7 protein-coding genes are annotated in these 14,186 nt (G+C 45.4%); all 7 read left to right on the top strand.

Annotation, left to right across the window (positions count from 1 at the left end):
* Positions 1 to 314 precede the first annotated feature (314 nt).
* The 7 genes from F1644_RS04470 to F1644_RS04440 all read left to right on the top strand — a co-directional run bounded on the left by F1644_RS04470 (position 315) and on the right by F1644_RS04440 (position 14,151).
* Positions 315 to 2,951 carry a zinc-dependent metalloprotease gene (locus tag F1644_RS04470; RefSeq protein ID WP_118301969.1) on the top strand — a complete coding sequence of 879 codons (2,637 nt, stop codon included), beginning with the start codon at positions 315 to 317 and terminating at the stop codon, positions 2,949 to 2,951.
* A 26-nt stretch (positions 2,952 to 2,977) separates the two neighbouring features.
* Positions 2,978 to 5,605 (top strand): zinc-dependent metalloprotease, encoded by a 2,628-nt coding sequence (locus tag F1644_RS04465; protein WP_118301970.1) that lies wholly within the window; start codon positions 2,978 to 2,980, stop codon positions 5,603 to 5,605.
* A 348-nt stretch (positions 5,606 to 5,953) separates the two neighbouring features.
* A complete protein-coding gene (locus F1644_RS04460; protein ID WP_118301971.1) occupies positions 5,954 to 7,345 on the top strand; it encodes an aminopeptidase P family protein in 1,392 nt (463 codons plus the stop codon).
* A gap of 18 nt (positions 7,346 to 7,363) precedes the next feature.
* Entirely contained in the window at positions 7,364 to 8,488 is a 1,125-nt protein-coding gene (gene dnaN, locus F1644_RS04455; RefSeq protein ID WP_087422168.1) for a DNA polymerase III subunit beta, read from the top strand.
* A 169-nt stretch (positions 8,489 to 8,657) separates the two neighbouring features.
* The gene (locus tag F1644_RS04450; protein ID WP_027199774.1) at positions 8,658 to 9,434 is read left to right on the top strand and encodes a 3'-5' exonuclease; all 777 of its coding nucleotides are present in this window, start codon (positions 8,658 to 8,660) and stop codon (positions 9,432 to 9,434) included.
* 622 nt (positions 9,435 to 10,056) lie between these two features.
* Positions 10,057 to 11,106 (top strand): efflux RND transporter periplasmic adaptor subunit, encoded by a 1,050-nt coding sequence (locus tag F1644_RS04445; protein WP_229782466.1) that lies wholly within the window; start codon positions 10,057 to 10,059, stop codon positions 11,104 to 11,106.
* A gap of 9 nt (positions 11,107 to 11,115) precedes the next feature.
* Positions 11,116 to 14,151, top strand: a complete 3,036-nt coding sequence (locus F1644_RS04440) for an efflux RND transporter permease subunit (RefSeq protein WP_118301972.1) — start codon at positions 11,116 to 11,118, stop codon at positions 14,149 to 14,151.
* Positions 14,152 to 14,186 lie beyond the last annotated feature (35 nt).

Here is a 14,186-nt window from a genome sequence, read left to right as displayed (position 1 = left end):
AAGATTGAAAATTGAAAATGAAAAGAAGCGTAAGCCTTGTACGGAGGGAATCTAAAATCTGCAATCGTTAAATCTAAAATTAATAAACTCCTCCATCGGCTTCGCCGCCACCTCCTCTATAAACAGAAGAGGAATTGGAATTTGAACTTGAAGCTTTGGGGCTTGTAGCCTGTAAACTTGTAACTCGCAAGTTGATAAATGATGAACTTAAAAAATAGAGGGGTTTCAAACTGATTTTGAAACTCTTGGGATGTTCTGTGCTTGTAAAAAGCAAAGTGTGTTAAAATTGCATGTAAAATTTAAACTGAAAGATTATGAACAAATCATTCTTGATCTCGTTGTTGTTTATCGTGTCGTTCGTACTCGTGTTCGAGAACGACGCTTTCGCGAGAAAAAAGAAAAAGAAAGTGGCAACGCAATCGGAAGTTACAAAACCGACGGTTAAAGAAACTCCTTACCAGAAATTATTCAAGGGAAAGGCTTGTGAAACGGTGAAGGGATTATTTACCATACACAAGACGGATAACAAAATCTATTTCGAGATCCCGTTGGTATTGCTGGAACGTGAACTGTTGTTGGGTTCCACGATTTCCGAAACAACGAATAACTTATTCGGTAGTGTGGGAGAAAAACCGAGCGATCCTTTTGCGGTGACATTTTTTAAGGTCGATTCAACCCTTCATTTGGGTCGGGTAAATACGCTTTACAAAACAGAATTGGAAAACGTGACGGAGCGTTTGAAAGAGAGTACCCGTCCGGCTGCGATATTCAGTAATAAGATACTGGCATATAATCCGGATAGCACGGCTGTCGTGATGGATGTGACCAACTTCTTTTTGGCTGACAATCCGTTGTTTCCGCCATTCTCTCCTTATGCCCCGATCACGGGTAATGGACAGAGGACGATCACAAAGATGTTTAAAAAGGATAAATCTCAGTTCGCTAAGGTAAAGGCTTTTGAAGATAACGCCAGTTTGCAGACGATGCTGACTTATGAAGTTGACGTGCGGGATAAACAGCAGTATTATATGTACAAGTTGCCCTTTTCCACGGTGATGACGTATAGTTTTATTCTTTTGCCGGAAGAACAGATGAGACCGCGTATTGCCGATCCGCGTATCGGGATATTTTATCAAGGGTACTATAATATTGAGAAAGAGCATGGGTTGACCCCTTTGTATTGTGCGCGTCGTTGGCGTTTGGAGCCTTCTGACGAGGCGGCATTCCGGGCGGGAAAGTTGGTGGAACCCAAAAAGCAGATTGTTTTTTACGTGGATAACGCTTTCCCGGAATTTTGGAAGGAGTATATTAAGGAAGGAATCGAGATGTGGCAAAGGGCTTTCGAGGAAATCGGTTTCAAGAATGCTATTGTTGCCCGGGACTTCCCGAAGGATGATCCGGAGTTTGATCCCGATAACTTGAAATACTCGTGTGTGCGTTATTCTCCATCGCCCGTACAGAATGCAATGGGACCTTCGTGGACAGATCCGCGCACGGGAGAGGTGTTGAATGCTTCCGTGTACCTGTATCACAATATGGTACAATTAGTACAGAACTGGCGTTTCTTGCAGACGTCACCTGCCGATCCGGATGTACGTAAAACCGTATTGGACGAGAAGACCACGGGAGAATGTATCCGTTACGTGGTGAGCCACGAGATCGGGCATTGCCTTTCGTTGATGCACAATATGGCTGCATCTGCGGCGATTCCGACCGATTCGTTGCGTTCACCTTCCTTCACGCAAAGGGTAGGGACAACGTATTCAATCATGGATTATGCTCGGAATAATTACGTGGCGCAACCCGGTGATAAGGAGAGAGGCGTGAGATTGACCCCACCGGATTTGGGACTGTATGATTATTTTACGATTAAATGGTTGTACACTCCTCTGCTAGATGTAAAAACATCCCGGGATGAGTTGCCGATATTAAGGGAATGGATCACGGAGAAGTCCGGAGACCCCATATATCGGTACGGAAAGCAACAGATATTTTCGAGGTTTGACCCGAGTTCGGTAGAAGAGGATTTGGGGGATGATCCGGTGAAATCTTCCACGTACGGGATAAAGAATTTGAAATATGTGTTAGCGAATATGAATACATGGGTAGGGAAAGACGATCCGGATTTCACCTTTCAGGATAACATGTATAATGAAGTGATTTACCAGTATATCCGTTATCTGAACAACGTGCTGGCGAATATCGGAGGTCTTTACCTGAGCGAACGTTATGATGGGGATCAACTCCCGAGTTATTCGGTTGTACCCCGGGAAAGACAGAGACAGTCATTGAAATTCGTGTTGAACGAGTTGGAGAATATGAACTGGTTGAACGTAACTGACTTACAGCAGAAAATGGCGGTGAGAAACAATATCTCGGATGTGTTGGAACCCATGGTGTTTAAGGCGTTGATGTATAAGACCGCTTTTGTTGCCTTGAGTGCGGATAAGGATGATAGTAAACGTCCATATACCCCTCAGGAGTTTTTAAAGGATATGGCAGATCATGTTTTTGCCCCGACACGTCAAGGACGGACGTTGACCGTGGCCCAGAAAAGAATGCAGAATGCGTTACTGGGAAGTTTTGTTATGGCTGCCGATATTGCTAGAGCCGGAGGGATGGGGGGATTGACCGCCTTGTCGAATATGATTGAGATTCCGGAAGAGGTGAAACAGAAGAGCCGGCAAACGTATGGAGTTCTTCCGATGGAGATGCTCGGTGCATACACGAATATGGAGCTCGCAATGCGAGCTGATGCATCAGAAGTGATGGGGTTCGATTTCCGGGTGAATCTTAATCCGCAGGTGATTCCGACCCCGGTGGATTATTTGTATTTCGATATGTTGAAACAATTACAATCTTTGGTGAAAAGTCAACTGAATAGCGGATCGACGGATACACGCCAGCATTATCGGTTGTTATTACATAAATTGGATAAAGCGTTGAAGTAGGTTTGAATATTATTAAATAATAGATTATGAGAAATATATTATATCTCTGTTTCCTCGCTTTCTTTTTGCTCGGAATATCGACTCAGGCGGAGGCAAGGAAGAAGAAAAAAAGCGGGAAAGAAATCGCTAAAGAAGAGAAAAAAACGGAATCGTTGACCCCTTATCAGAAACTTTTCGAGGGAAAGAAGGTTGAGACTGCTAAAGGAATAATGACAGTTCATAAGGTGGATGGGAAAGTGTATGTAGAGTTCCCTTTATCCTTGCAGAATAAGGATATGTTGCTCCTTTCTTCCATCGAGAGGACGAGTGATCACGGTGATGGTGCCGTGGGGCAATTCGGTGGTTACCAGATACCGTTTCGTTTTGTACAAAAGGATTCGGTTCTTTTAGCCCAAATGGATTTGCTTGGGCGTCCGATAAATTTTTCGGGGGAGAATAACATGGAATCGGTGCTAGAGAATTCTAATAAAGGAGGGGTTCACATGATGCTCAATGTGTTGGCTTACACGCCAGAACGGGATGCCATTGTGGTGGATATGACTCCCTTGTTTTTGGAAAATTCCAGATATACGACTCCTTTCCATCCGCAAAGTATGAATGCTTTCATGGGCTATATTGCCCGACAATTTGAATTGAAGAGCGAGTGGGCAAGTATAGCGAAAGTCCGTGCCTTTGATCGGAATATCACGGTTACCTGTAATTTGGATTTCGTGGCGAATGGAACCATGATGGGAGGGAAGGTCGGAGAGGCGGATCAGCCTTTATCGGTGACAGTGAACAAAATGTTGGTTTTATTGCCGGAGGAACCGATGCGTCCCCGGATAGCAGATTCCCGCGTGGGTACTTCTTTTTGGACAAAAGGACGAATCAAGAGCGGGAAACATGGGATGGATAACGTTTATTTGACCCGACGCTGGAGGTTGGAACCGGTGGATGAGGCTGCACACCGCCGGGGAGAGTTGGTTGAGGTGAAGAAACCTATCGTGTTTTACGTGGATTCCTTGATGCCGAAAGAATGGCGTCCCGCGATAAAGGATGCATTCGAGGCATGGAATGTTGCTTTTGAGCGAATTGGTTTTAAAAACGTGATTCGTGTAGTCGATTTTCCGAAAGACAATCCGGATTTTGACGCGAATAATATCGAGTACTCGACAATTCGCTATGCTCCCGGTTGGTTGACCGTAGCACCTACCATGCACTTTGATACGCGTACCGGCGAAATTTTGAATGCCTCTCTTTGCTTGTTCGATGGTTTTTTCAGTATGCAGAAAACAATGGAAATCTTATTTACAAGCGGGGCAGATCCGAATATACGGAAAAATCAATTCTCTCAGGAAGAGATAAACGATATGTTGCGGGGAGCTTTGATGCAGGTTGCCGGGATCAATTTGGGATTGGAGACCAATTTGAAGGCCTCCAGTGCTTACCCCACGGACTCTTTGCGTTCCCCTTCTTTCACGCGGAAATACGGTTTGAGTCCTTCTGTTATGGATAATCTGCCGTTTAATTACGTGGCGCAACCCGAGGACGTGAGGAGAGGGGTTTGTATGTCACAAAAACGCTTGGGCGAATGTGATTTTTATACCATCAAATGGCTGTATCAGCCTATTCCGGAGGCTACTTCATTCGAGGATGAAGTCGATGTGTTGGATCGTTGGATACGAGAAGGACGCCGAAACCCGTATCTCAAGTTCGGGCATCTGATGTCTCAGTTTTATGATCCGTCCAGCAATGCTCAGGATTTAGGAGATGATCCGTTGAAAACAACACGTTACTTTTTTGAAAACATGAAACGTCTGACGGGAGGATTCATGGATTGGTTCGGAGAAGATGATGCGGATTATGCCAAGCGGACGCTTTATTATAAAAATATGGTTCAGGTTTGCCAGCAACGTTTGATGGCGTTGGCTACAAATCTGGGAGGGGTATACCAGGAGAATACGTATGCTACCGAGGATATTCCTTCTTTTAGCGTGGTACCTCGTGAAAGGCAAAAAGCAATTGTCCGGTATTTCTTGGATTTGGAGAAGAATTTATCCTGGCTTTCGAACGAGAGGATTGAACGGGAATTGGAAGTCAGTAACCCCGCAAAATATGAAGTAGCCAACAGAATATTGCCCACGTTATTCGGGCGGTTGAATGCAATTGCTTTCACGGCTGAAAAAGGGAGTGAATACACGGTGGAAGAATGTATGGATGATATTTACCGGGATGTGTGGGAAGGAACATTGAAGAATCGGAAACTGACAAGCACGGAGATGTTACGACAGAAACAATTCCTGGTAATCGTCAATGATGCCTCAACCGTGCAAGGAGGGTTCATGGCTGCCGCACCTATGGCTTTTGCGGGAGAGAAACCGGAAATTTTACAGGGGAAGAATCCGTTGATGAACATGACGGATTTGCAGACTTTCGTATATCGGCACGGGACACAGCCATTCTCTCTCTCTACGGAAACCGGATCATGTGATTTTCGTGTTTTGCCGCATGGTGTTGCTAAAAAAGAGGCGATGCCGGCGGAACATTATTTCGCTATGTTATTCCGTGTGCAGGATTTATTGAAAGACGCCGTGGTGAAGAGTTCGGGAGATACAAAAATGCACTACGAGTATTTGTTATATAAGATTAAAAATGCGTTAGATAAAACGAAATAGGAAAGGTGCTATAATGTTTGGGCGGAAAGCCCGGAAAGAAAATTGGTTACCCTTATTTAATGTGTTTAGAAGGTTGTTCAAAATATTCAGGTATAAAATCTGATTTTTGAACGCCTTCTTTTTGTTTCCTGTAAGTTCGGTCAATATGATGTATTTCGTGAGTGTTGGAACTTGTGAATAGCATATCTAAGTGAAATTATGTAGTATGTTAAAATGGGGAAAAACTTTCCGTTTTTTATTCCTGTTCTTCGTATTAAAATGGAATTTTGAATTGTTACATTGAAAAAAAATTTATACCTTGTCAACTCATTTTGACAAGGAAAATTAATCATTAAATAAATAATAAATATGTTTGATAAAAGCGTGTATGTAAATAGAAGAAAGCAACTTATCGACAAGATGAGTGGCGGCTTGGTATTGATACTGGGTAATGAGGAAGCTCCTGCAAATTATCCGTCTAACACGTATAAATTCCGTCAGGATAGTTCTTTCCTTTATTTCTTTGGTTTGAACATGCCCGGGTTTGCCGGGTTGATGGACGTGGATTCCGGGGACGTTTGTCTGTACGGAAACGACGTGGACATGGACGATATTATTTGGATGGGACCGCAACCGAGCGTGAAGGATTTGGCTGCCAGCGTGGGTGTGACTTGTTCCGCTCCTTTCGGTAAATTGGCCGAGGCTTTGAAAGAGGCCATCAGCCAGGGACGCAAGATTCATTTCTTACCGCCTTATCGTTATCACAACATGTTATTGTTGGAGGATTTGTTGGGTATTCATCACTCGCTGATTAAGAATTATTCTTCTTTGGAATTGATCAAGGCCGTGGTGGCATTGCGTTCCGTGAAGGAGGCTTGCGAGATCGAGCAAATTAACTTGGCTTGTAATATTGGTTACGAGATGCACGTGGCTGCTATGAAACACGCGTTGCCGGGACAGAAAGAGCAATATATTGCCGGGTTGATCGAGGGAATTGCCGCCTCTTACGGAAGTCTGGTTTCTTTCCCCGTGATCCTTTCCCAGAATGGAGAGACGTTGCATAATCACGATCATAGCAAGACATTGACCGTGGGACGTATGATGCTGACGGATGCCGGGGCGGAGAATAATATGAATTATTGTTCCGATTTTACCCGTACGGTTCCGGTGGGAGGACGTTTCGATCAACGTCAGAAGGATGTATATAATATTGTATTGGCTTGTAACAACAAGGCGATGGAGATTGCCCGTCCGGGAGTGACGTACCAGTACGTGCATCTGGAAGTATGCAAGATTCTGGCTCAAGGATTGAAAGACCTTGGCTTGATGAAAGGCGATGTGAATGCTGCCGTGGCAGCCGGGGCTCACGCGTTATTCATGCCTCACGGTTTGGGTCACATGATGGGACTTGACGTGCATGACATGGAGGATTTGGGACAAATCTACGTGGGTTATGACGACGAGACTCGTCCGATTGATCAGTTCGGTACTTCTTCCTTGCGTATGGGACGTAAGTTGCAACCGGGATTCGTGGTTACCGATGAGCCGGGTTGTTATTTCATCCCCGCTTTGATCGACCAGTGGAGAGAACAAGGATTGCACAAGGAATTCTTGGTATATGACAAGATCGAGACGTACAAGGACTTCGGTGGAATCCGTCTGGAAGATGATATTTTGATCACGGAGAACGGGTGTAAATGTATGGGTGACCGTCGGGCGCCGATTACCGTGGAAGAGGTGGAAAATACGATAAATGGATAAAAATTATAAAGAACAGATATGAAATTCGTTGTATCAAGTAGTAGTTTTTTGATGCGGTTGCAGGCCGTGAGTAAGGTGATTAGTGGAAAACCTGCGCAACCGATTCTGGATAATATTTTGTTGGTAGCCAAGGACGATACGTTGTACGCCACGGCATCCGACAAAGAAACGACCATGGAGGCCAAGATCGAGTTGGATAACCTGGAAACTCCGGGAAGTATCACGATCCCGGCGAAGTTGTTGCTGGATATTTTGAAAGAGTTTCCGGAACAACCCTTGACGTTTGATATTAACACGGGGACGAACGAGGTAAAGATAATCTCGGATAAGGGAGAGTTTTCCGTGCCGGGAGAGAGTGCCGAGGATTACCCGGTACAATCCGGAATGGACGAGAGTGTGAATACGATTGCAACGAATTGCGGTATGTTGTTGGAGGGGATTACCCGTACGGTTTTTGCCACGGCAAATGATGATTTGCGTCCGGTGATGAACTGTATCCTGATGGAGATGGGACCGGAGAATTTCACGTTCGTGGCTTCGGATGCTCACAAGCTGGTACGTTACAAACGTTTTGACGCCAAGACGGACGGGGATCAGTTCGCGTTGATCCTGCCGAAGAAACCGTCTTTGTTGTTGAAGAATATATTACCGAAGGATGATAGCGAGTTGCGTTTGCAATTCAACGAGAAAATGGCTTGTTTCACTTTCGGAAATTACAAGATGGTTTGTACGCTGGTGGAGGGACGTTTCCCGAACTACAATTCCGTGATCCCGCAGAATAACCCGAAAAAGATCATTATCGAGAAAAAGGAGTTGTATAATTCATTAAGACGGGTTTCCGTGATGGCAAACCAAGCTAGTAACCTGGTGAAGTTTGATTTGAGTAACGGAACGATCGTGATTTCTGCTCAGGACGTGGATTATGCCATGTCAGGACACGAAACGATTACTTGCCAGTACGAGGGAGAAGAGATGGCCATCGGGTTCAAGTCTCCTTTCGTACAAGAGATATTATCTAATCTCAACACGGAATCTTTGGTATTGGAATTATCCGATCCAAGTCGTCCGGGATTGTTCTTGCCTTTCGAGAGCGATAACGAGAATGAGGATTTGTTGATGTTATTGATGCCGATGATGGTTTAATCAGTAAGGCGAATTTCGCCTTACTGATTAAACCGAATTTAAAATTTAGAGTGAAAAAGATTCCGTGATTGCCGATTCGATGATTGGGTGATTAAAATCACTTCATCGAAAATCATTAAATCACTTAATTGCTCAGCTCTAAAATCATTCAATCTAAAATTAGTAAGTTTTGGAATTAAAATTAACCAACCCGATTGTGTTCTTTGATTTGGAGACAACGGGTATTAATATTGCGAAGGACAAGATCGTGGAGATTTCTGTTTTGAAAGTGATGCCGAACGGGAAAGAGGAACAGAAAACGATCCGGGTGAATCCGGAAATGCATATACCGGAACAGGCGTCTGCAATCCACGGAATTTATGATGATGACGTGAAAGATTGTCCAACGTTTAAGGAGATTGCCAAGGATTTGGCACGTTATATCGAGGGGTGTGATTTGGGGGGATATAATTCGAATCGTTTTGATATTCCATTACTGGCGGAGGAATTTTTGCGTGTAGATGTGGATTTCGATATGCGGAAACGGAAGTTCGTGGACGTGCAGACAATTTTCCACAAGATGGAACAGCGTACGTTAAGTGCGGCATATCGTTTTTATTGTAACAAGAACTTGGAAGATGCCCACACGGCTGCTGCCGATACGACGGCCACTTACGAGGTGCTGAAAGCCCAGCTGGATCGTTATAATGACACGCTGGAGAACGACATCGCTTTCCTAAGCAAGTTCTCAACACAGAATAACACGGCGGATTTTGCCGGATTTATCATTTACAATGAAGAAGGGGTGGAGGTATTTAATTTCGGGAAGAACAAAGGGGTTCCCGTGGTGAAAGTACTGAAAGAGCAACCCGGTTATTTTGCGTGGATGTTGAACGGGGAGTTCCCCTTATACACGAAAAAGATTTTGACCGAGATCCGTCTGCGGACGGCAGGGTTAGTGAAGTGACCCGGGAAAGAGTATTCCCAGATAATTAATTATATTCCTGTTTCTCAAAGACGAGGTTTATGCATTCGTGCGTTGCCTGGTCTTTGGGAAACAGGAATTTGTATTTTCCTATTTCTCTCCCACTCCGGTTTGGTCTTCGTTGTATGTTGCGCTAATGATACGAGAGGATTTATGCAGAGTTCACGTGTATTTTCCATGTTGTTTGCTCGCAAGTGACACGGAGAAAGCATGGAGGAACCACGGAGAAACCTAGGCAGAACACTAGCGTAATAATGTATTACGAGCAGTGTGGAATCGGTCGATACATGCAGCCCACTTGTTTCAATATGGTACGCTTTTACTTATGGTGACGTTACAAGGTGTCGTAGTGACGGAAGTAGAAAAATATATTCTAAATGATAAAGTTTTCCTCGACGGTTCATGTCATGGAAAACTTTATCATTTTATTCCCGTATACGAGTCAGATTAAGTGATCAATAGATGGTTAGGGGGCGTATCAGGTCGAGGGGGGAAAACTCTAATTATAAAGTTATTTGTTTAAAATGTAAATATGGCATATTCATTGCTATTTAGCTGAGCAATGGAATGAGAATAATTTGTAATAAATAAGAAGGTTTGTTTTATGGGATTTAAATGGATGGTTTATATTGCGGTGACTCTTTTGTGGAGTGGCTGCAAAGGGAAAAAGGATAACACGTATCAGGATATTGTACGTCCTGTGAGAGTGGTAAATGTCGAGTCTTTGGGAGCTATCAATAAGTTGTATACGGGTGTCGTGGAGGCCGAAGAATACAGTAATCTGGCATTTAAGTTGTCCGGGCCGTTGATCGCAATGAACGTGGATGAGGGGCAGAAAGTGAAAAAAGGACAGGTGATTGCGGCGGTTGACCCGCTTGATTATCGCTTACAGTTCGAGGCGAATAAGGCGGCTTATTTAACGGCTAAATCCCAGTTGGAACGGAACAGAAGGTTGCTTTCCATGCAGGCGATCTCACAACAGGAGTACGAAATTGCGGAGGCTAATTATATAAAAGGTAAATCGGCTTACGAGACGTCAGCGAACACGCTGGAAGACACAAAACTGCGGGCCCCGTTTGACGGTTTTGTGGAGAAAAAATTCGTAGAGAATTACCAGAAGGTGAACCCGGGCGAGTCGATTATCAAGTTGGTTAACCCAAATAAGCTGGCGGTTGGTTTTACATTGCCGGAGACGAGTGTTGACTTAACTCGTACGCCCATGACGGTGACCGTGGAGTTTGATACCTACAAGGGGATATGGTTCAAGGCGAAAGTGAAAGAATTTATTGATGCCTCGCCCGACGGAACGGGTATTCCGGTGAAATTGGTGATAGATGATTCCCGGTTTTCGAGGGATAAGCATAATATATATCCCGGTTTTTCCTGTAAAGTAAATTTGAAGATTGAAACTCCGGTGGAGGATAGTTATATCGTGCCGATGAGTGCGTTGTTCAAGAACTCGACTTCGAACGAGACGTGTGTTTGGGTGTATGACCCGAAGACGGGAACGGTGACTAGCCGGATCGTGGAGATCGGACAGTTGTTTGGGAATGATAAGATCATGGTGCAGAAGGGACTCTCGAACGAGGACACGATTGTCGTGGCGGGAGCGAATTATATAACAGAAGGTCAAAAGGTGAAGTTGCTTAAATAGTTTGATATGATGAATATAGCTAAATATTCGCTGGAAAACACGAAGGTGGTTTATTTCTTTTTGGCCATATTGTTAGTCGGGGGAGTTTTATCTTTCGATCTGCTGGGGAAAAAGGAGGATTCGCCTTTCGTGATTAAAACGGCGGTCATTATAACGAGATACCCGGGGGCTACCCCTAATGAGGTCGAGCAGTTAATCACGGAGCCGATCGAACGGGAAATTCAATCCATGCGGCGGGTACACAAGATCAAATCGGATTCCTATTACGGGATGTCTAAAATACAAATCGAGTTGAGCCCGGCAACACCGCCGGAGGAGATGCCCCAGATGTGGGACGAGTTACGGCGTAAGGTGCTGAATATACAACCTTCACTGCCACAGGGGGCTTCGACGATCAGCGTGTCGGATGATTTCGGTGACGTGTTCGGGATATACTACGGGTTGACGGCCGGGGAGGGCTTTTCTTATCACGATTTGCGGGAGTGGGGACAGAAATTGAAGACTCAGCTTGTTTCCGTGGACGGGGTGCAGAAGGTGGCCTTGTACGGTGAACAGACGGAGGTGGTGAACGTGTTTATCTCCATGTCGAAGTTGGCGAATTCGGGGATTGATCTGAACTCTTTGATACAGACGATCAAGTCGCAGAATTCTCTGATTAACACGGGAGAGAAACGGGCGGGAAATTTGGAATTGAAGATATTGGCCGACGGGACGTACAAAACGCTGGATGATATTCGCAACCAGTTGATCGTGACCCAGACGGGACAACAGGTACGACTGGGGGATATTACCACGATTGAAAAGGGGTACATGGACCCGCCAAGCAGTTTGATGCGGGTGAATGGTAAACGGGCTATCGGCATCGGTATCTCGACCGATCCGGAGCGTGACGTGGTGAAGACGGGGGATAAGGTGAAGGAGCGATTGAGCCAGTTGGAGGAGTTGATGCCCGTGGGAATCGAACTCGTGACTCTTTACCCGGAGAACGAGATTGCACGGGAGGCAAACAATGGTTTTCTGTTGAATCTGGTGGAGTCCGTGGTGATCGTGATCTTTATTATTTTGCTGGTAATGGGTACCCGCGCCGGGTTATTGATTGGTTCCTCGTTGATTTTCTCGATCGGTGGTACGATGCTGATTATGCAGTTTATGGGAGTCGGGTTGAACCGGACGTCGCTGGCAGCCTTTATTATAGCAATGGGCATGCTGGTGGATAATGCCATCGTGGTGACGGATAATGCCCAGATATTGATTAAGAAGGGTATGCGTCGGCGGGATGCTTTGATCAGGGGAGCCACCGTCCCGCAGTGGGGATTGTTGGGGGCCACGCTGATTGCTATATTTTCTTTTTTACCCTTGTACTTGGCGCCTTCTTCCGTGGCGGAGATGGTAAAACCGTTATTTATCGTGCTGGCGGTTTCGCTGGGATTGAGTTGGATTCTGGCGTTGACGCAGACGACCGTGTTCGGTAATTTTATACTGAAGGAGAATTTCGGAGATTCGAGTAAAGATCCTTACGATACGAAGTTCTACCGCAGGTTTGTTTCCGTGTTACGGGGATTGATCAAGCATAAGGTGATCACGATTGTCTCGGTGGTCTGTTTGTTCTTGGTGTCCATGTATATCATGGGGATTATGCCACAAAATTTTTTCCCGAGTATGGATAAACCTTATTTCCGGGCAGATTGTTTCTTGCCGGAAGGGTTCAGTATTCGGGAATCGGAGGATATGATGTCGGATATTGAGGCTTATTTGCTGGAGCAGGATGAGGTGGTGAACGTGTCGGTAACGATTGGGGGATCGCCCTTGCGCTATTATCTGGCAAGCACGTCTTTCGGGCCAAAAGCGAACTTCGGAAATCTGTTGATCGAGGTGGAAAAAAAGGAACAATCTCCGATCGTGGAGGAGCGTTTGAATACTTACGTGCGGGAGAATTACCCGGATATGTTGATCCGTTCCTCTTTGTTCAAGTTGTCCCCGGCGGTGGAGGCCGCCATCGAGATCGGTTTTATCGGGGAGAATATCGACACGCTTGCTGCCTTGACGGAGCGGGCGATGAATATCATGCGAGAATGTGATATGGTGACGGATGTTAGAAGTAGTTGGGGAAATCAAGTTCCCGTTTGGGAACCGGCCTACTCGCAGGAACGAGGACAACGTCTCGGGATTACTCGCCAGTCGGTGGCTTACGCCTTGAAGATTGCCACGAACGGGTTGGCTATCGGGGATTTCCGAGAGAAGGATTTGTTTATGCCGATATTGCTGAAAGAGGATGGGTTTGATAGTAAGAATCTGGATAACATGAAGACGCTGCCCGTGTTTGCCACGCAGGGGTTCACGGTGCCTTTGGCGCAGGTGGTGGATAGTTTTGCCTACGATTATCATTATAACGTGATCAAACGGTATAACCGGGACCGGGTGATGATGGCGCAATGTGATCCCAAACGGGGTGCGAATACGAAAGCGGCTTTCTCGGAAGTGTGGAACAAGGTGAAAAGTATGGATATGCCGGAAGGCTACCGGATGAAAATATTCGGGGAGGACGAGAGTCAGGTGGAGTCCAACGAGGCTTTGGCTGCCAATATGCCGTTGACGTTTATCTTGATGTTTATCGTGTTGCTATTACTTTTTAGAACCTACCGGAAACCGACTATTATATTGCTGATGGTGCCGTTGATTTTTATCGGGGTGGTCTTCGGCTTGCTGGTGATGGGGAAAATGTTCGACTTTTTCGCTTTACTGGGCGTGTTGGGATTGGTGGGGATGAATATCAAGAATGCGATTGTGCTGGTAGACCAAATCGGTATCGAACAGGAGAACGGGTTGGCCCCGCTGGATGCTGTGTTGCAGGCCACGAAGTCAAGAATCGTTCCGGTGGCAATGGCTTCGGGTACGACGATATTGGGTATGCTGCCCCTGTTGTTCGACGCTATGTTTGGCGGCATGGCAGCTTGTATCATGGGGGGCTTGCTGGTAGCCAGTTTGTTGACTATCGTGGTGTTGCCCGTGACGTATTGTTTGATATTCAGGATAAAAGCGGAGTGATTTTGAATTTTAGATTTAATGATTTTAGATTGAAC

This window comes from Butyricimonas paravirosa, assembly GCF_032878955.1.
GTDB classification, from domain to species: domain Bacteria; phylum Bacteroidota; class Bacteroidia; order Bacteroidales; family Marinifilaceae; genus Butyricimonas; species Butyricimonas paravirosa.
Note: the sequence above shows the minus strand (reverse complement) of the source record. Positions and strands in the feature narration are given on the sequence as shown.